General features: G+C 44.2%; 22 protein-coding genes. 16 read left to right on the top strand and 6 right to left on the bottom strand.

What is annotated here, in order from left to right; translation table 11 throughout:
• Positions 1-51: 51 nt before the first annotated feature.
• On the top strand, positions 52-1,002 hold the full coding sequence (locus ONT18_RS13630) for a tyrosine-type recombinase/integrase (protein WP_118081823.1): 951 nt from the start codon (positions 52-54) through the stop codon (positions 1,000-1,002).
• Positions 1,003-1,183: 181 nt separating this feature from the next.
• Here the strand turns inward: ONT18_RS13630 and ONT18_RS13625 are convergent, their stop codons facing one another.
• Positions 1,184-2,443, bottom strand: a complete 1,260-nt coding sequence (locus ONT18_RS13625; RefSeq protein ID WP_264906152.1) for an ATP-binding protein — start codon at positions 2,441-2,443, stop codon at positions 1,184-1,186.
• Positions 2,444-3,205: 762 nt separating this feature from the next.
• On the opposite strand from ONT18_RS13625, the gene ONT18_RS13620 reads away from it, so the two are divergent.
• From ONT18_RS13620 to ONT18_RS17415, 6 genes are all read left to right on the top strand, one after another.
• Positions 3,206-6,475, top strand: a complete 3,270-nt coding sequence (locus tag ONT18_RS13620) for a SusC/RagA family TonB-linked outer membrane protein (RefSeq protein WP_264906149.1) — start codon at positions 3,206-3,208, stop codon at positions 6,473-6,475.
• Positions 6,476-6,498: 23 nt separating this feature from the next.
• Positions 6,499-8,136, top strand: coding sequence for a RagB/SusD family nutrient uptake outer membrane protein (locus tag ONT18_RS13615; RefSeq protein WP_264906146.1), 1,638 nt, complete (start codon positions 6,499-6,501; stop codon positions 8,134-8,136).
• Positions 8,137-8,274: 138 nt separating this feature from the next.
• Positions 8,275-9,057 carry a hypothetical protein gene (locus ONT18_RS13610; RefSeq protein WP_264906144.1) on the top strand — a complete coding sequence of 261 codons (783 nt, stop codon included), beginning with the start codon at positions 8,275-8,277 and terminating at the stop codon, positions 9,055-9,057.
• A gap of 216 nt (positions 9,058-9,273) precedes the next feature.
• Positions 9,274-9,510, top strand: a complete 237-nt coding sequence (locus tag ONT18_RS13605; RefSeq protein WP_040553191.1) for a DUF4160 domain-containing protein — start codon at positions 9,274-9,276, stop codon at positions 9,508-9,510.
• 6 nt (positions 9,511-9,516) lie between these two features.
• Positions 9,517-9,783 carry a DUF2442 domain-containing protein gene (locus ONT18_RS13600; RefSeq protein WP_118139257.1) on the top strand — a complete coding sequence of 89 codons (267 nt, stop codon included), beginning with the start codon at positions 9,517-9,519 and terminating at the stop codon, positions 9,781-9,783.
• Positions 9,784-9,841: 58 nt separating this feature from the next.
• Positions 9,842-10,090, top strand: a complete 249-nt coding sequence (locus ONT18_RS17415; RefSeq protein ID WP_420377412.1) for a DUF7724 family protein — start codon at positions 9,842-9,844, stop codon at positions 10,088-10,090.
• Positions 10,091-10,517: 427 nt separating this feature from the next.
• Here the strand turns inward: ONT18_RS17415 and ONT18_RS13595 are convergent, their stop codons facing one another.
• On the bottom strand, positions 10,518-12,275 hold the full coding sequence (locus ONT18_RS13595) for an ATP-binding protein (protein WP_264906143.1): 1,758 nt from the start codon (positions 12,273-12,275) through the stop codon (positions 10,518-10,520).
• A 633-nt stretch (positions 12,276-12,908) separates the two neighbouring features.
• Between ONT18_RS13595 and ONT18_RS13590 the strand changes: the two genes are divergently transcribed.
• From ONT18_RS13590 to ONT18_RS13570, 5 genes are all read left to right on the top strand, one after another.
• On the top strand, positions 12,909-13,208 hold the full coding sequence (locus ONT18_RS13590) for a DUF7724 family protein (RefSeq protein WP_006847682.1): 300 nt from the start codon (positions 12,909-12,911) through the stop codon (positions 13,206-13,208).
• Positions 13,189-13,428, top strand: coding sequence for a DUF7723 family protein (locus ONT18_RS13585; RefSeq protein ID WP_119237195.1), 240 nt, complete (start codon positions 13,189-13,191; stop codon positions 13,426-13,428). The genes ONT18_RS13590 and ONT18_RS13585 overlap by 20 nt, the downstream gene beginning before the upstream one ends.
• Complete coding sequence (locus ONT18_RS13580) at positions 13,421-13,702, top strand: DUF4160 domain-containing protein (protein WP_119237194.1); 282 nt, start codon at positions 13,421-13,423, stop codon at positions 13,700-13,702. Before ONT18_RS13585 ends, ONT18_RS13580 begins: the two co-directional genes overlap by 8 nt.
• A 476-nt stretch (positions 13,703-14,178) precedes the next feature.
• Positions 14,179-15,078 (top strand): Rpn family recombination-promoting nuclease/putative transposase, encoded by a 900-nt coding sequence (locus ONT18_RS13575; protein ID WP_264906134.1) that lies wholly within the window; start codon positions 14,179-14,181, stop codon positions 15,076-15,078.
• A gap of 7 nt (positions 15,079-15,085) precedes the next feature.
• Positions 15,086-16,279: an SGNH/GDSL hydrolase family protein gene (locus ONT18_RS13570; RefSeq protein WP_437183729.1), complete on the top strand. Its 1,194-nt coding sequence runs from the start codon at positions 15,086-15,088 to the stop codon at positions 16,277-16,279.
• 51 nt (positions 16,280-16,330) lie between these two features.
• Here the strand turns inward: ONT18_RS13570 and xpt are convergent, their stop codons facing one another.
• Positions 16,331-16,897 (bottom strand): xanthine phosphoribosyltransferase, encoded by a 567-nt coding sequence (xpt, locus tag ONT18_RS13565; protein ID WP_022120760.1) that lies wholly within the window; start codon positions 16,895-16,897, stop codon positions 16,331-16,333.
• 174 nt (positions 16,898-17,071) lie between these two features.
• Here xpt and ONT18_RS13560 point away from each other — a divergent pair, with 174 nt between their 5' ends.
• On the top strand, positions 17,072-18,058 hold the full coding sequence (locus ONT18_RS13560; RefSeq protein ID WP_264906133.1) for a YqiA/YcfP family alpha/beta fold hydrolase: 987 nt from the start codon (positions 17,072-17,074) through the stop codon (positions 18,056-18,058).
• 93 nt (positions 18,059-18,151) lie between these two features.
• Here ONT18_RS13560 and ONT18_RS13555 read toward each other — a convergent pair whose 3' ends face one another.
• Together ONT18_RS13555 and ONT18_RS13550 are read right to left on the bottom strand one after the other, a co-directional pair.
• Positions 18,152-19,459, bottom strand: a complete 1,308-nt coding sequence (locus ONT18_RS13555; protein WP_040553121.1) for a nucleobase:cation symporter-2 family protein — start codon at positions 19,457-19,459, stop codon at positions 18,152-18,154.
• A 206-nt stretch (positions 19,460-19,665) separates the two neighbouring features.
• Positions 19,666-20,133 carry a nucleoside deaminase gene (locus ONT18_RS13550; RefSeq protein WP_006847694.1) on the bottom strand — a complete coding sequence of 156 codons (468 nt, stop codon included), beginning with the start codon at positions 20,131-20,133 and terminating at the stop codon, positions 19,666-19,668.
• A gap of 245 nt (positions 20,134-20,378) precedes the next feature.
• Between ONT18_RS13550 and ONT18_RS13545 the strand changes: the two genes are divergently transcribed.
• The 3 genes from ONT18_RS13545 (at position 20,379) to ONT18_RS13535 (ending at position 25,107) form a co-directional block, all read left to right on the top strand.
• Positions 20,379-23,864 carry a DEAD/DEAH box helicase gene (locus tag ONT18_RS13545; protein ID WP_264906132.1) on the top strand — a complete coding sequence of 1,162 codons (3,486 nt, stop codon included), beginning with the start codon at positions 20,379-20,381 and terminating at the stop codon, positions 23,862-23,864.
• A 188-nt stretch (positions 23,865-24,052) separates the two neighbouring features.
• Positions 24,053-24,520 (top strand): transcription elongation factor GreA, encoded by a 468-nt coding sequence (gene greA, locus ONT18_RS13540; protein ID WP_022120765.1) that lies wholly within the window; start codon positions 24,053-24,055, stop codon positions 24,518-24,520.
• A 185-nt stretch (positions 24,521-24,705) separates the two neighbouring features.
• On the top strand, positions 24,706-25,107 hold the full coding sequence (locus ONT18_RS13535; protein ID WP_022120766.1) for an HIT family protein: 402 nt from the start codon (positions 24,706-24,708) through the stop codon (positions 25,105-25,107).
• A gap of 80 nt (positions 25,108-25,187) precedes the next feature.
• Here ONT18_RS13535 and ONT18_RS13530 read toward each other — a convergent pair whose 3' ends face one another.
• On the bottom strand, positions 25,188-26,276 hold the full coding sequence (locus ONT18_RS13530; RefSeq protein WP_118151110.1) for a mannose-1-phosphate guanylyltransferase: 1,089 nt from the start codon (positions 26,274-26,276) through the stop codon (positions 25,188-25,190).
• Positions 26,277-26,340 lie beyond the last annotated feature (64 nt).

Here is a 26,340-nt window from a genome sequence, read left to right as displayed (position 1 = left end):
ATTATACCTTTGGGTATAATTTTTAGGTTTAATTCTTAATAAAAAACAATTATGGCATACTTTAAGTTAGAAATTAGTTGGGGCAAAGAACAGAAGAAGCAGACCCTGCACACGGATGAGATGAAGGGATGGGAATGGGTGAAACTGGAGGTGGAACGAGTAAGAGAGATGGGGAGATACAAGACAGCGAGCAATTACCTGACGGCTGCCCGCTCCTGGACTCGATATCTGGGCAGAGAGGACTGGGTTTTCTCCGAGATGACTGTCGATAAAGTGACTGCCTATCAGCGATGGCTCTCTGAACGAGACATCTGCCTGAACACCATCTCGGCATATATGAGGGCTCTCCGAGTGATGTATCATCGGGCGATGGAGACAGACTATGATCCTTTTGCCCAGGTATTTACAGGGCGAGCGAAGACCCGAAAGCGCAGTCTCTCGCCCGATGACATCCAGCAGCTCCATGCCCTGGAGTTGCCCCACGGCTCCCAGTTAGCCTTGGCGCGAGACATCTTCCTCTTCAGCTTCTATGCCATGGGCATGCCCTTTGTGGACATAGCTTATCTTAAGAAGGGTCAGCTCAAGGATGGTTATATCCATTATGCTCGCCATAAGACGGGACAGCGCATCCAGGTGGCTCTCTTGCCCTGCATGCTCCGTATCATCGAGCGATACCAAGAGAATGATTCAGACTATGTGTTTCCGATTCTTACGGCTGATACTCCCCGGCGGCAGCATCATCTATACAGCTGCCGCCTGCGCCAATACAACTATTCCTTGCAACGGTTGGAGCAGCTTCTCCCCAATCCCTGCCATCTCTCCTCCTATGTGGTGCGCCACTCCTGGGCAAGCATCGCCTATCAGCACCACCTCGACATCTCGCTCATTGGCAAGGCTCTGGGGCATACCAAGGCTTCCACCACCTTATTATATATAAAGAGCCTTGCCGATCCCGACCTAGCCGAGGCTAATCTGGGGATGATAACGGAACTGGGGCTATAGAAATGGATAAAAATATTTAAAAACAAGCTATTCCCCCGAAAAATGTGTATGGAAAGAGCAATATTCCCCCGAAAAATGTGATATATGCATCAATAAAAAATGAAAAACTGTCAGATTGTCAATATGTTAGTATAAAAAGTTTCTCGCTAAGGCCCAAAGTGCCCTAGCGAGGAACAAAATCCTACTTCTCCATCAGCAACCACTTCCATACTGGCAGTACCTCTATTACCACGGCTTCGTATATGATAGTCTCTTCCTCATCCATTGTGATAACGAAGAGCTTACTATTCGGATATCTCTTATGGTAAGCTTTTAATGCCCCCAATTCTCGCTCTCGGGTAGCAGCATCCTTTATACTATATGATACCTGGAAAGCATATTGATGTTCAAATAGACAGAAATCTACTTCTACATTGCCATAATAATAGAAAAGATCCTCTCCGTATTTCTCGTGAAGATGGATGGCTACCAAATTCTCCAAGAGAGATGTTTCTGGATCAAAGAGAAAGAGACTCAAGAAACCATTATCTACAAAGTAATATTTCTTGTTCGACATTCTGTCTTGCAGTTTTGCTGTAATGTTCTCCAAGGAGAAAATCAAACAAGTGTCCTTGATATATCCCAGATAATCGACAATAGTCTCTTGTTTCACTTTTCCTGCTACAGAAGAAACCAGATTGGCAAGCCTGTTATATGACTGTGGCTGCTTAACACTCTCGGATAGCTTTCTTATCAAAGTTTTCATGGCCAGTGGATTTCGTATACAATATCTGGTTATCAAATCTCCAAAATAGATTTTGTTGTACAAATTCCCCAACCATTCACGCTTAAACTGATTATCTATAATCGCTAATTCTGGCAAACCGCCAATATGAAAATATTCCAGGAAAGCCCTCTTGATGTCTGAGTTTTGCAGATATTCCCATTGTGGAGGCAGGGAGATATGCTTGGCTGTCAAATATTCCTGAAAGGAAAAAGGAAAGACGGGCTGCACCATATATCTGCCACCAAGCGTGGTAGAAATCTCGCTACTCAGCATTTTGGCATTGCTACCAGTGATGTAGACACGATACTTCTGGTCTGCCAATCTACGAGCAAACTTCTCCCATCCATCTATGATTTGTATTTCATCAAGCATGAAGATAGGCTGGTGCTCATACATTTCTTCGTAAGCTTGTTTTATCAAGTCAAGGTCAGAAAGCTGGAGCTTTTCAAGTCGGTCGTCCTCAAAATTGAAGTAAAGAATCTCTTCTGGCTTATGTCCTGAGGCGATTAACTCTTGTGCACGCTGATATAGCAGATAAGACTTACCTGCTCTTCTCAGTCCTACCAGCACGTAATTAGAATGAGATTCAAAGGCGATACTTCTTTTCACCATTTCCACATCCTGAATCATCCTTTGATTCTCTGCTATCAACAATTTTGCAATTCTCTTGTCCATATCTTCCTTATTTATATCAATCTGGGTGCAAAGATACAACTTTTTCCTTTATAAAGGAAGAAAATCAGCAAAAAGTTTCCTTTATAAAGGAAGCTTTTGCCTCATTTCTTTCCTTTATAAGGGGAAATTGTGGCGGAAGTATAAAACATGGGACAAATTGAATTTGTCCCATATATATATTTTTCCCGTAATTTCCCGTAAGAGGCTATCATTTCATTGTAGGAAATCTATGAGTAGACCTCCAGAAAACATAGTTTTCTAGACCGAAAAACTATGAGTTAGTTTTTTAACACTTTCATTTGTTACTACAAAACCTCCTTCGAAAAATGTGAGGAATCACAGAAAACTCCTTAGAAAAATGTGGGAATTAGGTCTAAAACTTCTTAGGAAAATGCGATTTCTATAGAATAACGAGGATGGCAAATATACAAATCATACCCAAGCGGCAGTTTGCAACATAACTGCCGCTTTTTTCTTACCATTTAATAGCGAAAACGCATAAAAAATGGATATTTTCCACAAAATGTAGGGTAAAATGCAATTTTTCTTGAAAAAAGTTTGGAGAAATCCAAAATAATGCTTAATTTTGCAGCCGATTAAAAATATTTTTAAAAATTAGCGAAGTTTTAGACGCTCCTATATATAATATATAATAAGGTATAACACGGAGCATCCCCCCACCACCTCGGGGCAAGAGGTGGAGAAACGAGAAGGAAATATAAAACATTATATATTTATTAATTAATTAAACGAGAGAGATTTATGGAAAAAAGACTCATGACGTTTATTGCCTGCCTCTTCCTTAGTTTAGGAATGGCTTTGGCGCAAACTCAAGTTTCCGGTAAAGTTACCTCTGCAGAGGATGGAAGCCCAGTCATTGGTGCCTCTATCAAAGTTGCAGGTACACAAACCGGTACAGTTACCGATGTTGATGGTAACTTCTCATTGAATGCTCCTGCAAATGCTAAGTTGGAGATTTCTTACATCGGTATGATTGGTAAGACTGTAAAGGCTGGCAAGAACATGAAAATTGTTCTTGACCCAGACAACAATGCATTGGATGATGTATTGGTCATTGCCTACGGTAAGACTAAAAAATCAGCCTTTACGGGTTCTGCTGTAGAAATCAAGTCAGAAGACATTACTGCCCATGTTAGCTCTACTGCTACAACTGCTTTGGTAGGTAAAGTTGCAGGTATTCAAGCTACTTCAACATCTGGCGAGCCTGGTTCAGCTCCAGTAATTCGCATTCGTGGTATCGGTTCTGTAAGTGCAAGTTCTTCACCTCTTTACATTGTGGATGGAGCTCCTTACGATGCAGGTATTTCAAACTTGAACCCAGCCGATATAGAGAGTATCTCTGTACAGAAAGATGCGTCTGCAAGTGCCATCTATGGTGCTCGTGGTGCGAATGGTGTAGTCATCATCACAACCAAGAAAGCACGTGATGGCCAGGATGCACGTGTTTCTTTTGATGCTAAGTGGGGTTCTAACTCTCGCTTCGTTCCTCAATATGATATTATCACAGACCCAGGTCAGTACTACGAGACTCACTTCAAGGCGATGTACAACTCTCAGTACTATCATGGCAAGACTGCTGACGAGGCTTATGCTTTCGCTTGCAACAACCTTTACAATGCCAAAAATGGCGGTTTGGGATATCAGGTATATACAGTTCCAGAGGGCGAGCAATTGATTGGTAAGGACTTCAAGTTGAACCCTAATGCTAAGTTGGGTTACAGCGATGGTACTTATTATTATACTCCAGACAACTGGTATGACGAGGTTTTTCACAGCTCATTCCGTCAGGAGTACAATGCCAATGTAACAGGCTCTAATGGTAAGATGAACTATTTTGCCAGTGGTGGTTACTTGCAGGATGGTGGTATCGTTGACAACTCTCAGTTGAAGCGTTACACTGCACGTACAACAGTTGATTATCAGGCTAAGAAGTGGTTGAAGTTGTCAACAGGTTTGAGTTTTACTCACACAGATTCTCAGTCACCTTCTTTCAATGTAAACACTTGGGGCAGTTCTGGTAACTTGTTCTATATCACCAACAATGTTGGTCCCATCTATCCACTTTATGTGCGTAATGCAGATGGCACTATCAAAACAGAAAATGGTCGTGTTATCTACGATGGTAACCAAACAAACTTCCAACGTCCAGCTTTGACAGGTAATGCTGTTCGTGACAACGAGTACAATACCAGTCATACCTATCGTGACCTCTTCCAGGGTCAGTGGGATGTACAGATTACTCCTATCGATGGCTTAATTTTGGATGCTAACTTGAACGCATTCTCTAGCAATACTCGTAGCAACCAATTGTACAGTACATTTGCTAGTGGCCAGGCTGATGATGGTCAGGCTAGCGTAAGCGCAAACCGTTACTTCACAGTCAACCAGCGTTATACAGCCAACTATGACAAGACCATTGCAGAGCACCATTTCAATATCTTGTTTGGTTACGAGCAGTATAAGTGGAAGTATCAGTATCTCTATGGTTCTAACACCCGCCTTTACAATCCTTTCATTGGCGAGTTGGACAATGCTTTTGGTACAAGCAAGAAGAACGCTAGCTCTTTCACTAACAACTATATGACAGAGGGTTTCTTTGGTCGTGTCATGTATGACTATGCAGACAAGTACTTTGTAAACGCTTCTCTTCGTCGCGATGCTTCTTCTGCTTTTGCTCCTGGTCACCGTTGGGGTACATTTGGCAGCATTGGTTTGGCTTGGCAGATGAACAAGGAGGCTTTCTTGAAGGATGTGAAGTGGATTGACTTGTTGAAGGTGAAAGTTAGCTACGGTTCTGTAGGTAACGACCAGTTGGATACCACTCCATACGCTAGTGAAGTTGGTGAGTACTATTACTATTGGGCAGACCGTTATACTCCATCTTATAATGAAACAACAGGTCAGTTCTCTTTGACAATGAACCAGAAGGGTAATGAAAACTTGACATGGGAGACTCATAATGATTGGAACGTAGGTGTTGACTTCGCTTTCTTCAAGAATCGTTTGTCAGGTACTATCGAGTATTACAACCAGAAGACTATTGATCTCTTGTGGAGCAAGACATTGCCATTGTCATCAGGTATTGCAGTATCTTCTTACTATGACAACATCGGTGAGATGGTAAACCGTGGTGTTGAGCTCTCTTTCGAAGGTACACCTATCAAGACCAAGGACATCGAGTGGTCTATCAACTGGAATGGTACCATGAACCACAATGAGATTACCAAGCTCGACCCTTCTATTGATGCAGGTGGTTTGAAGTCTGGTTCACGTGTTTTGAAGGTTGGTGGTTCTGTATATCAGACATACATGAAGCAGTATGCAGGTGTAGACCATGAGACTGGTGAGGCACAGTGGTATCGTGATGTATATTACAACAAGGATGGTCAGGAAGTTGCTTCCAAGACATCTGAAGGTTATGACCATACAGCGAAAGAGTTGACCAAGGATATTACCAAGGCAACATCTTATGACTGTGGTACTACCCTCCCTGACATCTTCGGTGGTTTCGGTACAACCTTCAACGCTTACGGCTTCGATTTGAGCGCCCAGTTCTCTTATCAGTTGGGTGGTAAGATTTATGATGGTCAGTATCAGGCTTTGATGCACAACGCTATCAGCAAGGGAAATGCCATGCACAAAGACTTGCTCAATGCTTGGAGCGAAGATAACAAGGGATCAGATATCCCACGTTTGAGTCAAGCTGCCGCTGATGATCCAGGTATATCTTCACAGACAGCGCAAGACCGTTTCTTGACAAGTTCTGATTACTTGTGCTTGAACAACTTGACATTGGGTTACACATTCCCTAAGTCATTGATTCGCCCACTTCAGTTGAGCAATCTCCGTGTATATGTAGCTGGTGAGAACATCTTTATGTTGACCAAGCGCAAGGGTCTCGATCCACGCTTCAACTATGGTATTGGCTCTATGACTAGTGGCTCTGGTCTTGCAAGTGGTGGTTATACTGCATTGCGTTCTATCACCGCTGGTATCAGTCTCACATTCTAACAACATTTATAATAAAGAGTAATATGAAACTAAATAAGATTTCAGTATTATTGCTTGGTGCAATGGCTTTTGCATCATGCTCAGATATAGACGAACAGAATCCTGAGTCTGGTAGCATCACTGGAGGTCAGGTTCAAGAAACGACAGATGCCATCTCAAGCCGTATCGATGCAAACTTGAATGGTATGTACACCATGGCAGGCACTCCATGTAGTGTATTTGGTTTGACTCAAGGTCGTGCAGATGACTTTGGACTTATCTCGGCAGCTTTGTCCCAAGACTTGGAGGGTGCTGACATGTTCTCGGCAAACAATAATTTTAACTGGTTCTCTACAGCCAACGAGTTGTCTAGCCGCAATCCTGACTATGCCAATCCATACGCTCGTTATACATTGCCTTATCGCCAGATAGGTGTTGCAGAGCAAATCATCGCTACAATCAATCTTGAGACAGCTGATGCAAAGGGTAAGGCACAAGCTGGTCAGGCTTATGCTATGCGTGCTTTCGACTATATGGCATTAGCACCATACTTCCAGTTTGGCTACGCTACATCTAAGGATCAACCTTGTGTTCCAATTATTGGAAAGAGCGGTGATGCTACTAACAACCCACGTGCTACAGTAGCTGAGGTTTATGAGCAGATTATCAACGATCTCACAAAGGCTATTGAGTTGTTGGATGGTTTCCAGCGCACAGACAAGACTCAGATTGACCAGAACGTGGCTTATGGTCTTCGTGCCCGTGCTTACCTTGCAATGGACGAGTGGGCAAAAGCAGCCGCTGATGCAGACAAGGCTATGCAAGGCTATACGCCAGCCTCTATTGCTGACGTAAGTGTGCCTGCATTTGATGACATCAATGAGAAGAACTGGATGTGGGGATTTGATATGACCGATGCTATGGTAAGTGGTGATGCTGGTTATTCTAACCCTTCTTCTTGGTTCAGTGCATTTTCTGGCGATGGTTATGCTCCAGCTACCATGAATGTTCCTTGCATCAACATCTTGCTTTATAACAAGATCCCTACTACCGATGTTCGTAAGGGTTGGTGGCTAGATGCCAACAAGCACTCACCAAACTGGGCAAACTTGACTTGGGGTGATGCTAAGGGTGATGAAATTGCGGATTTGACTACAGACGATGGCGGTAAGGTTCCTTTCGATGCTTACACTAGTATCAAGTTTGGTCAGCAGTCTGGTGTTGGTAGCACTTTGAACAATAACGACTTCCCATTCATGCGTGTTGAGGAGATGATTCTTATCAAGGCTGAGGGCCTTGCAAAGAGTGGCCATGAGGCTGACGCCAAAAAAGTTCTTGAAGACTTCGTCAAGACATATCGTGACCCATCATACAGTGTAACTGCAGGTGGTCGCAGTTTGGCAGATGAGATTTGGTTCCAACGTCGTGTTGAACTTTGGGGTGAAGGTTTCTTCACTGCAGATGCAAAGCGTCTTGGCAAGAACATCGTTCGCTTCCACGAAGGTCAAGAATCTAATGTGCCAGATGCATTCAAGTTTAACATCAAGAACAATGACGGTTGGTTGAATATGCGTTTTGCTACTCGTGAGAAAGACAACAATCTGGGTATCATCGACAACACAGAAGGTTCTCAACCTGTACCTGGTCAAAATCCAGAGCTTCGTGACGGTGTAACAGACTAAGCGTTATACTACATAAACAATAATTAGGTGTATCTTCCTTGTCTATCACTAGACATGTAAGATACACCTTTTTAGATAATTACAAATCCATAAGCCATGAATTTTCTATCGAAACTTTCTTTATATGACATCTTGGCGATGATTGTACCAGAATTCATTATCCTTTTATGGGGATTATCTATGTGTAAATTGTCATGGATGCCAAATACTTTTGAAGTTGACAATTCTATAATCTGGGCAATTTGGCTTATTGCTGCTTACCTTATCGGCATTATAAACCATGTACTAACATCACGAATATGGAATAAGACAAGAAATAGCTATGACTTTTTAGCTGAGACTTTACGGAATACAAAAAAAGAGATAAAAGACTATAAATACCTTCCTCAAAAAGAATATTCTTACACGAAGCAGTTACATGTTACCATTCCTTGCATTTATTTGCTAACAGCTATTGTTGTTGCTTGCTTTTTACAAGCTAGCAGCATTAAGGTCGAAAACGTTTACATCTATATTCCGGAATTGCTTTCGTTGGCAGCATTTAGCTTTCTCTTATATTTTAGTTTTAAGGGAATAGATCCATCGGTAGCTCCAAGTAAAGAAAATCACGAAATTTTAAATCTATATTACGAAGCCTATTATTACGCAAGCAAGAATGGATACAATAATGACGTTTCAATTATTGAAGGACAAGTCGCATTTATGCAAAGTATGATTATACCGATTTCATTATTTCTTATTTTGCCCAAAAGCTTATATCCATATATGCCTTATCCTGAATTCATCTGTATATTGAAAGGATTTTTGCTGCTGTTATGTATAGTGTTGATACTAGTTATACCTAACAGAGTTAAGAAAATCCATTACCTTATATGGTGCAATTTTGAATATCTCAAAAGGCTACCAGACGTAGCCCCCTAAAAAGGAGTTAAAACGCCTAGTATTATCAATAATTCCATTCTGATATACTAGGGAAAAGATAAACCCAACCTTTAAAGTCAAAGTTGCATCCTTGCCGCCCCATCACTGGTCAGACAAGGAAGCGACTTGCCTTTTATAATCCTCATTCTCAAACATTTTTCAATAATTCCTTGGAACTTTCAGAAGAAAAGCGTATCTTTGCAGAAAAAAGAAACGATGCCAACAATATTTATATTTTTCGGATTCAGATTCATGTTTTATTCTAATGATCATGAACCAATTCATGTCCATGTTATCAAGGATGGAAATGAAGCAAAATACAATGTATCCCCTCTGACCCAGATTTATAACCATGGATTCAAAAAGCATGATATTGCTTTGATAGAATCTATTATTTCTGAGAATGAGGCGGTCATTATAGATAGATGGAAAGAGTATTTTAATCAAAAATAAGATATTATGGAGCAATATAGAGTAAATCGCGTTTGGGTTGACGATGCCCATATTTGGGCAGAAACCCAAAATGGCTGGAAGGCTAACTATCCGTTCAGCCGTTGGAGCCGTCTTGCTAACGCCACACCTGCCCAGCGTAAGGCTTTCGTATTGAGCAGATATGGTATTCATTGGCCTGAATTAGATGAAGATTTATGCTTTGAAGGACTATTCGCAGATGCTGGCATGTACAAACCGTCAAATGCAGAAGATACTATTTATTATCAAGCATAATAAAAGATTTTTTTTGCAACAGAAGGATAAGTGAATCATTAAAATAAGGAGGTAGAATATGGACAACGTGAATCTTTCATCAGAAGCATTACTCTCCAATCAGGGAGATATGACTTCATTTAGATATAGCAATAGTAATATCCAATTTCGTACTCCAAAATGCCTCAAACGATACACAGAGGTCAAGGAATGGGATAATGAATATATTGTTTGTATAGGGCATTCTTGCTATTGGGCAGGTAACAAACCTGACCTCCCAGTGCTTACTTGCTTCCTAAGGACAGATCGAATAGATGCCTCTACTTAAAATTTATGGCACATGTGCCACTTTTTTTAAGTGCAAAGATATGCGAAAGTAGAGTTCTAACCAAAAATTTTTAGATTTATTATACTTAAAAGGTGTGCGCACTAGCCGCTCTATCCTTAGATTATAGGGCATTCTTGCTATTGGACAGGTAACAAACCTGACCTCCCAGTTATCTGTCTTTACTAGCAAAAAGTGGTAGTTTTACCACTTTTCGTCACTTTCCCATTTTCTCGTTCCCCAAAAATGACATAAATGGGCTCAGGAGAGATTGTCTATACACGGACAATCTCCCCTGAACCGAAATACTACAAATGAATTGTGACTTTGTAATCACTGCATGTAGATCGAAAGGCCAAACAATAGATGTCGTCGAAAATTTTCTTTTTATCTCTCTCAAACATTTTCGACCTGTATGGTTGAAATAGTTTTATATCTCCTCGCAAGCCACCATTTCCGCTCCGCGGTAGATAACAACCAGCTTGTGGAGCTTTGTAGTCTTTACTGCCTCTCTGACCATATCACTGTCCGCATAGCGAGAGATTTGAGCTGAAGCCTCCTCGAAGAGCTTTTTCACTTGCTCATCTGTGGTTTGGCTCTTGCAATATTTCAACTCGATGATATATGAATCTACCATGTCCTTGTAGATGTCACAGAGCGGAGAGAGAAAGATGTCGGCATAGCCGCCGTCATTGTCCAGCTCAGAGATAGGGCGATAGAACTTGTTCTGGCTTGTCATCGCCAAGGTGAAGCCATGCACGAAAGCCTCTCCCTTCTGCTTGTCTCGCTGGGAGGAGTACTTCATCAGGCAGTCGGCGATATACTCAAAGTATGGCTTGAATTGCCCATCGTATGCCAGTTTGCTCTCCAGTTTACCCTTGCTATATCTATCATATACCAAGTCGTTCTCCTTGTAGGTGTCGAGCAGGTAGGTGTACATCTGGTCTCGCACCACCTCATTCGGGATGATGAACTTGGTCTCACCCTTGTATGTTCCATCTATCGTCACCATGCCAAAATAGAACAGCAGGCTGAGGAAGTTGTCTGGGTCGTTGATTCGCTCGGCAGGGAAGTTCTCGTTGAGCGTGCCTATCACGAATCCCTGGGTTACCAACTGCTGGATGATGCTGGCGTCGTGGGCGAACTCCTTGTCGTGGCGGATGAGCATTCGCAACTTGTCATAGTCGATACGGATGTTGGTCTCCACCATGGAGTCGGGGATGTCGTACTCATTATCTATATAGTTGCTAATGAAATTGAGCACCATCACGGAGTTGTACATCGTGGTCTTGCCATAGCTCTTGACGGCAAAGCAATAGTTGTCGTACCAAGGCTTCATCACCTTGATCAGCTCATCGGTGGTGTGATTGAACGGCAGGACGCTGCGGTAATAATCCAGCATCTCTCTGACTTCTTCTTCCGTGAAGCCCGTCATCTCATTGAATTTTGGGCTTAGGGAGTAGTTGGTTCCGATGTTGAATCCGCTGGTCAGGTCATCCATGGTCACAGGGCTTACTCCCGTGACGAACACTCTGCCCAGGGTATTGCCAGCAGCACCCTTGATGGTGTTGAAGAACTGGCGCAAGTATCCCTCTCCGTGGGTCTGGTTGCGATACCTCATAAGATGCTCCTCATGGGCGAGAATCATGTTGGTGAAGTTGTCGTACTCATCGATGAAGAGATAAATCTTCTTTCCCACCTCCTGGCATTTCTGGCAAAGAAACCTCAGTTGAGACACTGCATCTGTTAACTTTTCCATTCCTTCCTTGGTATTGGCAGGAAGAATATGTGCATAGATGTCACAGAAGAAATTGAATACAAGGCGACAATGGTTGTCCAGTCCATTCTTATAATCATCCAATCCTGCTGCCACCTCGGCAAAATTGAGGTGGATGATGAGATATGTATTATGCTCTGGTGTAGGATTCTGCCCGATGTATAGCTTGCCAAAGATTTCCTCAAACTTGTCTTTCTTGTTGATGTCATAGTAATTCTCAAGCATGGAGAGGGTAAGTGTCTTGCCGAAACGGCGAGGGCGAATGAAGAAGAAATACTTGTTGGATTCTTCTATTTGCTCTATGAAAGGAGTCTTGTCCACATAGTAACAATCCTCTTTTATGACATCCTCAAAATTCTGCATGCCGTATGGTATGCGCTTGCGATAAATGCGCTTTGGTCTTACTATCATAACTCAGTTTGATTATTCGTTTTTGAATCTGATGGCAAAGATAATACTTTATCTCCTAATCTCCAAAACTTTTCCCGAAAAACTTCTACCATTACAGCTAGAACATTTTCCCAAGGAGAAACGATGGCAATAGTATTTATACAAATCGGATTTTGATGGAATGTTTGAGAAACAAAGATCCTCTACACATAGTAACATGTTTTCTCAAATTAATTGCCACATTTGCCACACTTATTATAAGTAGCTGATAATAAGAGAATAACGGATGGCAATAATGGGCTTTTTTATTATCACCTTATTGCCACCTATTGCCACGTTTTGCAAAAAACAGCGATTTTCGGGCGTTCTAGAGGCGTTTTGGGAGCTAATAGGTTGAAAACATTGAGCAAAAACGCTTATTTTCTATTCAATTTTTAGTGCTTTTCTATGCTTTTTATCGAAAAAGCTCCTACGATGCAGCAAAAATTACGTCCCGACGTAGCATTTCCTACGTCCCGATGTAGCAACAGACGCGTCGGGACGTAGCAACAGATACGTCCCGACGTAATTTTTCGAAAAGATCTTTGGTATATTCCATTTTAATTATTATCTTTGCAGCATGAAAGGTAAATCATTAAAATAAGGAGGCAGAATATGGACAACGTGAATCTTTCATCAGAAGCATTACTCTCCAATCAGGGAGATATGACTTCATTTAGATATGGCAATAGTAATATCCGATTTCGTACTCCAAAATGCCTCAAACGATACACAGAGGTTAAGGAATGGGATAATGGATATATTGTTGTCATGGCCGACTACGAAGGTATGGGAGAAACCGAAGAGTACATTGATCTTTTGCCCATATTGAAGAATCTGTATATCAATCCTGAGACTTTTCTCAAACCAATCAAGACAGTAAAAATAGATTATCATGAAGGAAGAAGAAATTAAAGCCGTAGCAGAAAAAGCCATGATGATAGTTTGCGGATATGCATTTTCGCAAACCGAAGAAGGTTTTATACGTGTAGTGTATCTACATCCGCCATATCATGCTCTTGTAATGACAAGCGAGGGTGAAGTAACAGAAACCAATATGGATGATATAGAAATCAGCATCGTTCAAAAGTATTGGAAACGAAACAAAAAATTAATGGAGCAAGCTTATGCCTAAATATTACGATTTTATGATATGTGGGTATTACCTCTATTTTACTTCCCATTGTATCGTAGAAGCTATGCATGTACATGCTAGTGACAAACGTTTAACAGAATCTGGCTCTGCCAAGCTTTTTGTAATGGGAAATGGCGATACCATCGTAAAAGAGCAGGGCGTTTTGACCAATAAAGAATTGAGAATCATTCGTGAGTTCGTAAAAGACAATTATCAGGAAATGTTCTTGAAATGGTCGGAAATGAGCAATAATGGCTTTTATCGTGGAGAATAAAGGCGGCTGAGCAAGCATAACAATGCGGCTGAATAAGCGTAACGAGACGGCTCATCGGGCACAAGGATACGACTGCGCTGGGGCAAAGATATAGATTAGGAGGTTCAAGCAGTCAGTATCTGAGGTTCAACCAGATTGTATCTGAGGTTCAAGCAGACTGCTTCTTGAAGATTCCCACTAGGCTCGACAGCTCTGCTGAGCCTAGTCAGCAGCTCTGCCGACTGCAGTCAGCAGGTCTGCCGAGCCTAGTGACAACACCCCATTGTCGTACAACTACACACTCTTTAGTCGTACGACTGTATACCCTTTTGTTGTACAACCATATACCCTTTTGTTGTACAACCATAAACCTACTGTTGTACAAGTATAAACTCATTGATAGTACAATAACTCAAACATTTTTCCAAAAATCCTTGCTTCTTTCAAAAGAAAAACGTAACTTTGCAACCGAATATTAATTGTAGGAGGAAATCTATATGGAAGAGCTAAAAGATAAATACATTCGATTCGATTGGGCAATCAAACGATTGCTTCGTCAGAAGGCTAACTTTGGAGTACTTGAGGGATTCCTTACAGTGTTTATCGGTGAGCCTATCAAGATTATCGACATATTGGAAAGCGAGGGTAATCAACAGGAAGCCGACGACAAGTTTAACAGAGTTGACATCAAGGCGAAAAATAGCAAAGGGGACATCATCATCGTGGAGATACAGAACACAAGTGAGCTGTATTATCTGGAGCGCGTGCTCTATGGGGTGGCAAAGGCTATTACCGAGCATATCAATCTCGGCAACACCTACAAAGAAGTAAAAAAGGTATATTCCATTAGTATACTTTATTTTGACCTTGGCAAAGGATCGGACTATATCTATGTAGGACAAAACAATTTTATCGGCCTGCATACGCAAGACCAACTCATCATCAGTACCAAAGAGAAAGATACAATCGTGAGAAAGTCGCCTACCGAAATATTCCCAACCTATATGCTGGTGCGCGTCAATGAATTCAACAAGGTTGCCAAGTCTCCATTGGAGGAATGGGTTGATTACCTCAAAAACGGAGTCATCAATCCTGACACGAAAGCACCAGGATTGCAAGAAGCTCGCGAGAAGCTGAAATACTACTCTATGTCGAATGCCGAACGACACGCCTACGATGAACATGTCAATGCCATCATGATTCAAAATGACGTTCTTGGAAACGCTAGATTAGAAGGGCATGCAGAAGGTAGAGCGGAAGGTAGAGCAGAAGGCAGAGCGGAAGGTAAAACTGAAGAAAAAAATGCCATCGCCCTAAAAATGCGTCAAGCTGGTCTGCCTATAGAGCAAATCATGCAATTCACAGGGCTATCGGAAGAAAATATCAAATCATTATAACAACAAGGTGAAAAGATTTATAATGATACTATGCTTCATCTGCACATACACACTACAGATGGCGGCACAAACATGGATTGGAACTTGGGCTACGGCACCGCAGACTGTGGTGAAAGCGTTTATGCCCTATAATAACAACATGACAAACCGTTCGGTTCGCCAGATAGTAAAGGTAAGCGTAGGAGGAGACGTGATAAGACTGAAACTGAGCAATATCTACTCGATGCAACCCGTAGTGATACGCTCCATCTATATCGCCCACGCCAAAGACTCCTTCAAGATTGATGCCAAATCGGCCCAATACTTCAAGTTCGGCAACAGCTACAAAGCTACCATCCCTGCCGGCAAACAGATAGTGAGCGATGCCCTGAAGTTCAATCTCAAGAACCTGGAGCGCGTAGCCATCACCATCAACTACACCTCGGCTCCCGATGTGCCTACTGTTCACATGGGCTCACGTACCACCTCTTATATCATGAAGGGAGTAACCAATGCCCACACCAACTTCGAAAAGGCTTTCCGCGAGAACCACTGGTACAACATCAGCGGCATCGATGTGTATACGATGAGCACCAACATGAGTGCCATCGCCATCATGGGCAACTCTATCACAGACGGCAAATGTTCTACGGATAATGCCCAGAACCGGTGGCCCGATGTTATGTCGGAGATGCTGCAGCTGAAGCATAAGATAACCAACCAGGGTGTACTGAACCTGGGCATCGGCAACAACCGCGTAACCGTGCCGGGCGGTTTCGGGGCACTCGCCAAGGAACGCTTCGACCGAGACATTCTGATGCAGAGCGGCGTAAAGAAGGTAATTATCTTTGAAGGCATCAACGACATTGGTGCTGCCAAGAGCGGCAACAGCGAAACGGTAGCCCGCCAGATTATAGAGAGCATACAGGGAATGATGAGGAAGGCGAAGGCACGGAAGATGAAAGTTTATCTGGGCACCATCACGCCTTTCAAGGGTGCCGGCTACTACAGCCACTTCCACGAAGCAGCCCGACTCTACGTAAACGATTGGATTCGAAGTCAGGCAAAGAAAGCAGATGGCATTCTAGACTTCGCCAAGCTGCTTCAAGACCCGAATGATGACAGAAGGATGAAGCGGGAATATGCCAGCAGCGACTGGCTCCATCCGAACCCTGCAGGCTACAAGGCGATGGGAATCTATGCCGCAGATATCGTCAAGTAAGAAAAAAGCCGCCCTATTACAGGCGGCTTTTACTATATATAATAAGATGTTTTACTTCAAGACAATCTTGCAATCATCCAGGCTCTCTACGGTAGCGAGCGCCTCATAACGGATTCCCTCCTTGCGCAGGAAGTCACCACCATGCTGGAAAGCCTTCTCGATGATGAAACCCATCGCCTCAATCTTGGCACCAGCCTTCTCGCAAAGGTCCATCACGCCCTTAGACGCATTACCATTGGCAAGGAAGTCATCGATAAAGATAACATGGTCCTCAGGAGTAAGATAACTGTTGCTCACACAAACCGTATAATCGCGGTCCTTTGTAAAAGAGTGAACCACAGAGGTAATCATACCCTCCATAGTCTTAGGCTGCTTTTTCTTGACGAACACAACAGGAAGATTGGTCAGATAACCTACCATGATGGCAGGCGCGATGCCCGAAGCCTCAATAGTAATAATCTTGTTGTACTTGATGTCCTTGAAAAGGCGCACGAATTCCTTAGCTAAGTCCATCATCAGAATAGGGTCCATCTGATGGTTTACAAAGCTGTCTACTTTTAAGATTCCACCAGGAAAGCATCTGCCCTCCTGCATAATTCTTTCTTTCAGTAAATCCATTATGACTTGAACTTTAATATGGTTATTGGGTGCAAAATTACTACTTTTTTCGCAAACAAGGAAGTTTATCGCCCAATAATTTTGTTTTGTCTGCAATTTAGCGTAATTTTGCAGCAGAAATGAATAAGATGTTCAGGGAGCATGATATGATGCCCCCTATAAAACTATAAGAATATGAATCCATATATCAAACAATTCCCCGACCTCATGTCGGGCAAGAAAATCATGTATGTTCACGGTTTCCTCTCTTCTGCACAGAGCGGCACCGTAAAGATGTTGCAGGAACTGATGCCGAATGCCACCCTCGTGGCTGAAGACATCCCGGTACATCCTGAAGAGGGCATAGAGATGCTGCAGAAGATGGCGGAGACTGAGAAGCCCGACCTCATCATCGGTACCTCGATGGGAGGCATGTATACCGAACTGCTGAAAGGATTCGACCGCATCCTCGTAAACCCTGCCTTCAAGATGGGCGATACGATGAGCAGCATGACCGGCAAGCAGGAATTCCAGAACCCGAGAAAGGACGGAGTGAACGAACTGATGGTTAACAAAGGCCTCATCAAGGAATACCGTGACTTTACCGAGCGTTGCTTCCAGGACATTACTCCCGAGGAGCAGCAACGTGTTTACGGTCTCTTCGGCGATGCTGATCCGCTGGTCCATACCTTCGACCTCTTCCACGAGCACTATCCGCTCGCCATCCCATTCCATGGCGAGCACCGACTTATCGACAAGGTAGCATTCCACTATCTCTGTCCGGTTATCCGCTGGATTGACGACAAGCAGAACGGCAAGGAACGCCCTATCGTATACATCGACTTCGATGCCCTGCACGACAGTTACATGAAGGCAACCAGCTCGATGCACAAGGCTTACGAGATGCTGATAGAGCATTACAACGTATATATCGTAGCCCCAGCGCCAACCAACGACCATGAATACATGGCGAAGGTACAGATCTGGGTGGAGGAATATCTCTCTACCCCAGCCTACAACCACATCATCTTCTGCAACCAGAAGAACCTGCTCTACGGCGATTACTTCATCGACCCTAGCCCATGCGATGGTTTCATGGGTACGACGATAGAATACGGCAGCGATGAATTCAAGACCTTCGAAGAAATCATCACCTTCTTCGAAAGACTGGGAGGACAGTGATTTAGTTAATAGTTAACAGTTTATAGCAAAAAAGGTGCAACTCACAAGTAAGAAAGTGAGTTGCACCTTTTTATCTATAAATATCTTTGATTCTTATGCCTTATCCAGATTCTTCGGCAACACGAGGTTCAGGATAACGGCGAGCAGGAAGACTACTGCCACACAGTTATCTGCAAAAACGGTGCGCACAATCTCTGGGAAGATGTTGAACATACCTGTTGCAGATGTGAATCCGAGACCTACGCTGAGCGAAAGACTCACGATGACCATGTTGCGCTGAGAGAAGCCGGTACGCGCCATCATGCCGAAACCGGCAAAGAGGATGCTACCGAACATCATGATGGTACAGCCGCCCAATACAGCCTGAGGAATCGTAGTCAATACATAACCGATAGCTGGGAAGATACCACCGATAATCATGATGATGGCACCCATGGCAATAGTAAAGCGGTTCACTACTCCCGACATCGCTGCCAAACCTACGTTCTGACTGAATGAAGTGATAGGAGTACAACCGAAAAGACCGGAAACCGAACTTACGAAACCATCGCAGCAGACTGCCGCACCCATCTCCTTAGTCTTAGGATCACGCTTCAACGCACTGTTGCAGAGAGCAGAAGTATCACCAATCGTCTCTGTGGCAGAAACCAGATATACAGCTACAACTGAGAGAATAGCACCGATATTGAATTCAGGAGTGAATGGAAGAAGCTTTGGCAAAGCTACGATAGAGAGACCAGAAAGTCCGCTGAAATCTATCATTCCCATAAACAGAGCCAGGATGTAACCTACCAGCAGTCCTACCAATACAGAGAGTGAACGCAAGAAACCCTTGGCGAAAATCTGACAAAGCAGACAAGCCAGCAAAGTGACAGAACCCACAACCCAGTTGTTCATGCTACCGAAATCAGCTGCACCCTGACCACCCGCAAAAGAGTTGGCACCAACAGGAAGGAGCGAGAAACCGATGGCTGTTACCACGGTAGCGGCTACTACAGGCGGAATGAGCTTGATCCAATACTTGGCGAAAAGTCCGAGTGTTCCTTCTACCAGACCACCAATGATGACAGCGCCGATCAAAGTACCCATACCATGAGCACCGGCAATGGCGATGGCGAGCGAAAGGAAGGTGAAGGAGATACCCATCACGATAGGAAGGCGTGAACCGATACGCCATACCGGATAAAGCTGCACCAAGGTACCGATACCGGCGATGACCATACAGTTCTGGATAAGCACGGCGCTCACCGAACTGTCCAAACCTATCGCACCAGCGAGAATCATGATTGGCGCAATATTGCTGACGAACATCGCCAGCACATGCTGAAGGCCAAATGGGAGTGCTTTACCAACGGGCACTCTGCCGTCTAATTTGTAGAGATTTTCTATTGACTGTTCCATTGTCGTTATAATAATTAGAGAATTTCCATTATCCATCAATTCAGTGTCTTTTCTGAATTTGGCGGCAAAATTACAAAGAAAATCTGAGAAATCGTTCCTTTTCTCCATTTTTCTCTATCCCGCATGATAGAATACAAGAAGAATCTACGAAAAAAGGAAGGCTGCGGTTCATATTCCGTGCAACCTTCCCTTTTTATCTTATCTCATTAATACTCCGTCTTTTCCGCATTTTCCTCCCACATACGGAAGGCACCGAGCGCCTCATCTCTCATCAGCGCAATCATCGGCTTGTGGCGGTCTTCTATCTTGCGGTCTATCTCCTCGTAGATAAACTCATCATCGAAACCTATCTTTGCCGCATCCTTCCGGTCGTTGGCATAATAGATACGGTCGAGATGTGCCCAATAGATGGCACCCAGGCACATCGGGCAAGGCTCGCAGGAGGTATAGATCTCACAACCTTCCAGATTGAAGGTCTTCAGTTTGCGGGTAGCCTGTCGGATACAGTTCACTTCGGCATGAGCCGTAGGGTCGAGGTCGATGGTTACACTGTTGGAAGCCTCAGCGATGATAATACCGTCCTTGGCAATCACAGCACCAAAAGGTCCGCCACCCGTCTTCACGCTATTCTTTGAGAGTTCAATGGCTCTATGCATCAATTCTTCCTTTGTCATTGTTTAATATTTTTAGATTAATAATACCCCCTTCTTTTCAATTGGGGGCTACAAATATACAAAAAAGAAATGATACGGTAAGCATTTCTTGCATTATTTTTTAGTACTTTTGCTGCAAAGATACACTTTTTTGCACAAACGCCCTAAATTTCCTTAAATACGCATTCCTGTTCAACAGTTAATTATCAATAATTATAAATACCTTTATTATAAGAGTAGTTATAATTTTCGTAACTTTGTAGCCTATGAATCAAAACAATATCAGCGCCGCAGAACTCTTCCTTAGGGTAAGAGAACTTTTGATACTCCCCGAACTGGAGCCGAAGACACGCAACAAGATGATGCACGATACGCTCATCCTCTGCTGCCACGAAGGAGTGAAGGAAACGAAACAGGCTTTCGGTAACCTTTTCTCCCAGGTGGATTATCTCTGTAAGGCTCACGGCATCAAGGTGGCAGACAAGATTGCCATCCAGACCATGCGCCGGCACAGTAATTCGCAGGAACCACTCTCAAGCGAAGATTTGAAATATGATGCACGTGCCCTAGCCATCTTCATCTCTGCCGTATTCGGAGTGGATGTTCCCCACGAGCTGAACGTGCTCATTCCCCATACCAACCGCCCTTATCAGAAAGGACTGGAAATCAACAACCGCCGCATCCGCTGCATCGTGAAGAACTGGGACAGCGATTTCATCCGCGTGGATATTGACCAAGATGCTGACGAAGAGGAATATCTCGTTCAACTGAAAGACGAAGAAAACCATATCGACCATACCTACCTCTGGGATATCCTGAAGGAAGGTATGCAGCTCAACCTGCTCGACTGTCAGGTAAAGCAGCCCGTCATCACCCCCCGACTCATCGTGGTGGAACCCGATTATCTGGTAGATATCAGTAGTATTGCCACCTGCTTCACGGCTTTCGGTCATCATCCCCTGCTCTATCTGCTGAACCAGATGAAACCCCGCGCCAACACCCAGGCTACCCTGCTCGGTAACTTTGCCGGTGCTGCGCTGGATGACATCATCAATACAAACGGCAAATACCAGATGAACGAAACCATAAAGACGAATTTCAGGGAGAAAGCCCTGGAGTTCTGCACCTGTCCCTGGTTTGATGCCAAGAAATTCTATACCGATGCCAACCAGCAGGCATTCAATCTGCAGCAGGTAGTGGATATTCTCTTTCCCCGCACCGCATCGCAGGCACAGATGTCAGCCTTCCGTGGCGAAAGTCTTTACAACAGGAAGAAAGCCATCCTCGAACCTTCGTTCGTCTGCGAAGCACTCGGCATACAGGGACGTGTGGACCTGATGACCACCGACTGCAAACTGCTGGTGGAGCAGAAATCGGGACGCAACATGAATATCGAAACCCATCAGGTAGATCCGGGTTATCACAGTTATCAGCTGGAGCCCCACTATGTACAGCTGCTGCTCTACTATGGCGTATTGCAGCACAACTTCAAGCTGAGCAACGACCGCGTGAATATCCGTCTGCTCTACTCCAAGTATCAGCCGCAAGACGGACTGATGGTGGTAGCTTACTACCAAAAGCTCTTCAAGGAGGCCATCGAATACCGCAACCAGCTGGTAGCCGCTTCCTTCGAGATAGCCAAGGAGGGATTCGAGCATGCACTTAACGAGTTTACACCCGATGTACTCAATGTAGCAGGCACGCAGGATTTCTTCTACAACAAGTATCTGAAGCCGCAGATAGAAGCCATCACCAGTCCGCTCCACAACCTCTCCCCAATAGAAGAGGCCTACTTCTGCCGCATGATGACCTTCGTGTTGCGGGAACAGATGATCAGCAAGGTGGGCGCACAGGAAGGAACGAACACATCCAGTTCCGACCTCTGGACCATGCCACTCGCCGAAAAGAAAGATGCCGGCAATATCTATACCGACCTGCACATCATCCGAAAGGAACAGAGCAGCGCAGGAAGCGGATATGATACCATCACCCTGAGTGTGCCCGACCAGGGAAAGGACTTCCTGCCCAACTTCCGTATCGGCGACATGGTGTATCTCTATACCTACAAGCTGAAGGAAGAACCCGACGTAAGAAAGGCTATATTATATAAAGGTGTACTGCAGGAGATTCACAGCGATGAGATTGTGGTGCATCTCACCGACGGACAGCAGAATGCCGATATCTTCGAGATGAATCTGCCTTACGCCATAGAACATGGAACGAGCGATGCATCGACAGGCGGAAGCATACGTAACCTGCACCAGTTTATCTGTGCACCCAAGGAGAAACGCGACCTGCTGTTAGGGCAGCGTGCCCCGCAAAGAAACGCCTCGCTTACATTGACCAGACATTACGATGATGTACTGGACGACATCATTCTCCGTGCCAAGCAGGCACAGGATTACTTCCTGCTCGTGGGACCTCCGGGAACAGGAAAGACCAGTCGTGCCCTGAAGTTTATGGTAGAAGAAGCATTGAACGACGGAACGGGAATGCCAACAGCAGAAAGCATCGCCTCGGGAGGCAAGACGGCTCAGCAGCCCGCTTCCTCCATTCTCCTGATGAGCTATACCAACCGAGCCGTAGATGAAATCTGCGAGATGCTGGTAGATTCGGGCATTCCATTCCTTCGCCTCGGCAGCGAGTACTCCTGCGATGAGCGGTTCCGCCCTTATCTGATAGAGAAAGCCATCAGCGACTGTCCGAAGCTCGAAGCCATCAAACAATATATAATAGGAACGCGTGTAATCGTGGGCACCACTTCGATGATGACCTCCAAGCCGTTCATCTTCTCGCTGAAGCACTTCAAGCTTGCCATCATCGACGAGTCGAGCCAGATACTGGAGCCTAATCTCATCGGTCTCCTGTCTGCCGTGGATAAGTTCATCCTCATTGGCGACTACAAGCAGTTGCCAGCCGTGGTGCAGCAGAGCGAGCAGGATTCAGGCATTCCTACCATCAACGACAGTCAGAAAGGTGGCGTCATCGACATGAGCATCCTGCAGAACATCTGTCTTACCAACTGCCGCAACTCCCTCTTCGAACGTCTGATTCATTGGGAAGATCACGAAGAACGCAGCGAATTCATCGGCATTCTGCGCCGCCAAGGAAGAATGCATCCCGAGATTGCAGAGTTTCCTAACCGGATGTTCTACCGTCGGGAGAAACTGGAACCCGTGCCATGTCCACACCAGTTGGAGACGGAGCTGTCATATACTCTCCCATCAGAAGATGCGCTCGACGACCTGCTGAAGGAGCACCGCATGATATTCCTCCCATCCAAATTCTGCAAGGAACCGAATGTATCTGATAAGATCAATGCCAACGAGGCAGCAATCGTTGTAGACCTGCTTCGCCGCATCCACCGCTTCTATGGAGAGCGTTTCGATGCCAAGAAGACGGTAGGCGTCATCGTTCCTTACCGCAACCAGATAGCCATGGTGCGCAAAGGCATCGAAAAGCTCGGTATTCCGGAACTGGAGAAAATCAGTATCGATACCGTAGAGCGGTACCAGGGCAGCCAGCGAGATGTCATCATCTACAGTTTCACCATCCAGAACATCTGGCAGCTCGACTTCCTTGCAGGCAACAGTTTCGTAGAAGACGGCGCCATCATCGACCGCAAGCTGAACGTAGCCATCACCCGTGCCCGAAAGCAGATGATTATGACAGGCAACCCGGAGATATTGCGCAATAATCAGATTTTTAGCGAATTAATGAACTATGTGAAGGAAAAAGGAGGATATTTTTAAAATTTCCCCCAAAAAATTTGGTGATACGGAAATAAAGTCCTATCTTTGCATTCAGATTATACACAAAAGGATAAACAAGAGACATAAATACAGATATAGGATTCCGGTGCTTCACTGGCACTGGAATTCTTTATTTTTTATGCTACTTGCCAACCGATTATTAATAACATTAAAACAACAAGAAAATTATGGCTTACATGTCACAAGAAGGCTACGACAAACTCGTAGCTGAGCTGAAACAGCTCGTATCTGTAGAGCGCCCTAAGGCATCAGCCGCAATTGCTGAAGCCCGCGACAAGGGTGATTTAAGTGAGAATTCTGAGTATGATGCCGCTAAAGAGGCACAGGCTCATCTGGAAGATAAGATCAATCGCCTGAAGCTCACCATTGCCGAGGCCAAGATTATCGATACCAAGCAACTCAGCACCGACAGCGTGCAGATTATGTCGAAGGTAGAGATGACCAACATGGCTAACAAGGCAAAGATGACTTATACCATCGTGAGCGAGAGCGAGGCAAACTTGAAGGAAGGCAAGATTTCCATCAAGACTCCTATCGCACAGGGATTGCTCAACAAGAAGGTAGGTGAGATTGCAGAAATCAAGATTCCTCGCGGCACCATCAATCTTCGCATCGACAAGATTTCATTTGAATAAAACGGAATAAAAGGAACTATCATATCGGCAGCAATGCCCGTATGACGGTTCCTTTTATGTTATATGTAAGCCTACCCGATATACTCTACAGAAAATGAAAGTAGCCGATGCAACGACATCAAAAAAAGAATAAGATAATATGTATTGTAAATTATAAATTATTAATTATAAATTGATTAGCGATTATGGCAAGCATTTTTTCAAAGATTGCAGCAGGAGAGATTCCTAGCTACAAGTGTGCAGAAAGCGACAAGTTCTATGCTTTCCTCGACATTAGCCCTATCGGCAAAGGTCATACTTTGGTAATTCCCCGTAAGGAGGTTGATTACATCTTCGATATGGAAGACGAAGACCTGGCTGAGTTTGAGGTTTTCGCCAAGAAGGTAGCCAAGGCTATCAAGGCAGCCTTCCCATGCAAGAAAGTGGCGCAGGTTGTTTTGGGTCTGGAGGTTCCTCATGCCCATATCCACCTCATCCCAATGAACAGCGAAGCTGATGTAAACTTCCGCAAGGAGCATCTCAAACTCACAGAGGAAGAGTTCAAGGAAATTGCTGATAAGATTTATACAGAATTCAAGAAACTTTAAATGCAAGAAGTTTCAAACAGAAAAAGAGCTGCGAATATGCTTCGCAGCTCTTTTTATATCTTTATTTCATAAGCCCTTGCTTAGACGAACTCATCGCCTTTCTTCATCTGCACCTCGTTTACATATTTACGCACCAGGGCAGAAGAATCTTCTTTCTTGCATATCAACAATACATTGTCATTCTCGGCTACTATGAAACCATCCAGTCCGTTCAATACAGCCAGCTTTCCTTTAGGCAACTTGATTACATTGTTGTGACAATTCTCCATCATCACATCGCTGTCAACAACCACGTTGTCATCGCTGCTCTTCTGCATCGCCTCGTAGATACTGTGCCAGGTACCCAGATCAGCCCAGCCGAAGTCACACTTCATCATATAGACATTGCTAGGTTTGTCAAGCACTCCGAAATCTACTGATATATTAGGATAAGAAGAGAAGCTCTCTTTCATGTATGCATTCTCTGTCTCCACACTGAATTCGGGATACTGTTTATCGTAATCACGGAGTACAGGGGGCAGAATCTTGCAGAAACACTCACGCAGATACTTCACATTAGAAAGGAATAAACCCGTATTCCAATAGAACTCTCCACTCTCTACAAAAATCTTGGCAAACTCTCTTTCCGGTTTCTCTGTAAACGACTGCACCTTGTACAATCCGTTGCCGATAGCTTCGCCCATCTGAATATATCCATATCCAGGTTCTGGACGGGTTGGCTTCACACCCATCGTCAGGAAACGGTCATGTTCTGCCACAAAAGCCAGACCTTCCAATACGTTTTCCCGGAAAGCATCTTCATTGAAGATAGCCTGATCCGAAGGAGTGGCGATGATGCAGGCATCAGGATTGAGCATCGAGATGCGATGATTGGCCCATGCCATGCTAGGTGCCGTATTGCGATGAATAGGTTCCGCCAATATCCGTTCTGCAGGAACCTCAGGCAACTGTTCCTTTACCAGTTGAACATATTCTTCATTTGTGTTGATAAATATATGGTCGGCAGGCACGATCTTTGCCATACGGTCAAAGGTTTGCTGAAGCTGGGTGCGCCCCACTCCAAAGAAGTCGACAAACTGCTTCGGATAGTTGCTGCGGCTGCAAGGCCAGAGTCTGCGGCCCTTACCTCCCGCCAATATCACACAATAATTATTTCCGTTACTCTTCATATCTTGAGTCTAATATTTTGTTGGTTTTCAAAATTCATCTGTAAAGTTAGTGATTATCCGTGAA

Source organism: Segatella copri (assembly GCF_026015295.1).
In the GTDB taxonomy this organism is placed as follows: Bacteria; Bacteroidota; Bacteroidia; order Bacteroidales; family Bacteroidaceae; genus Prevotella; species Prevotella copri_C.
The sequence above is the reverse complement of the archived record's forward strand: the minus strand, read 5'-3'. Positions and strand labels throughout refer to the sequence as shown.

Excerpts from the sequence above, each read along its gene's own strand:
- ONT18_RS13585 (WP_119237195.1), top strand. The coding sequence starts at position 13,189 with ATGAAGGAAGAAGAAATTAAAGCCGTAGCAGAAAAAGCCATGATGATA.
- ONT18_RS13550 (WP_006847694.1), bottom strand. The coding sequence starts at position 20,133 with ATGACAAAGGAAGAATTGATGCATAGAGCCATTGAACTCTCAAAGAAT.
- xpt (WP_022120760.1), bottom strand. The coding sequence starts at position 16,897 with ATGGATTTACTGAAAGAAAGAATTATGCAGGAGGGCAGATGCTTTCCT.
- ONT18_RS13590 (WP_006847682.1), top strand. The coding sequence starts at position 12,909 with ATGGACAACGTGAATCTTTCATCAGAAGCATTACTCTCCAATCAGGGA.
- ONT18_RS17415 (WP_420377412.1), top strand. The coding sequence starts at position 9,842 with ATGGACAACGTGAATCTTTCATCAGAAGCATTACTCTCCAATCAGGGA.
- ONT18_RS13630 (WP_118081823.1), top strand. The coding sequence starts at position 52 with ATGGCATACTTTAAGTTAGAAATTAGTTGGGGCAAAGAACAGAAGAAG.
- ONT18_RS13580 (WP_119237194.1), top strand. The coding sequence starts at position 13,421 with ATGCCTAAATATTACGATTTTATGATATGTGGGTATTACCTCTATTTT.
- ONT18_RS13625 (WP_264906152.1), bottom strand. The coding sequence starts at position 2,443 with ATGGACAAGAGAATTGCAAAATTGTTGATAGCAGAGAATCAAAGGATG.
- ONT18_RS13600 (WP_118139257.1), top strand. The coding sequence starts at position 9,517 with ATGGAGCAATATAGAGTAAATCGCGTTTGGGTTGACGATGCCCATATT.
- ONT18_RS13575 (WP_264906134.1), top strand. The coding sequence starts at position 14,179 with ATGGAAGAGCTAAAAGATAAATACATTCGATTCGATTGGGCAATCAAA.
- ONT18_RS13530 (WP_118151110.1), bottom strand. The coding sequence starts at position 26,276 with ATGAAGAGTAACGGAAATAATTATTGTGTGATATTGGCGGGAGGTAAG.
- ONT18_RS13615 (WP_264906146.1), top strand. The coding sequence starts at position 6,499 with ATGAAACTAAATAAGATTTCAGTATTATTGCTTGGTGCAATGGCTTTT.
- ONT18_RS13545 (WP_264906132.1), top strand. The coding sequence starts at position 20,379 with ATGAATCAAAACAATATCAGCGCCGCAGAACTCTTCCTTAGGGTAAGA.
- ONT18_RS13605 (WP_040553191.1), top strand. The coding sequence starts at position 9,274 with ATGCCAACAATATTTATATTTTTCGGATTCAGATTCATGTTTTATTCT.
- ONT18_RS13560 (WP_264906133.1), top strand. The coding sequence starts at position 17,072 with ATGAATCCATATATCAAACAATTCCCCGACCTCATGTCGGGCAAGAAA.
- ONT18_RS13595 (WP_264906143.1), bottom strand. The coding sequence starts at position 12,275 with ATGATAGTAAGACCAAAGCGCATTTATCGCAAGCGCATACCATACGGC.
- greA (WP_022120765.1), top strand. The coding sequence starts at position 24,053 with ATGGCTTACATGTCACAAGAAGGCTACGACAAACTCGTAGCTGAGCTG.
- ONT18_RS13610 (WP_264906144.1), top strand. The coding sequence starts at position 8,275 with ATGATTGTACCAGAATTCATTATCCTTTTATGGGGATTATCTATGTGT.
- ONT18_RS13555 (WP_040553121.1), bottom strand. The coding sequence starts at position 19,459 with ATGGAACAGTCAATAGAAAATCTCTACAAATTAGACGGCAGAGTGCCC.
- ONT18_RS13620 (WP_264906149.1), top strand. The coding sequence starts at position 3,206 with ATGGAAAAAAGACTCATGACGTTTATTGCCTGCCTCTTCCTTAGTTTA.
- ONT18_RS13535 (WP_022120766.1), top strand. The coding sequence starts at position 24,706 with ATGGCAAGCATTTTTTCAAAGATTGCAGCAGGAGAGATTCCTAGCTAC.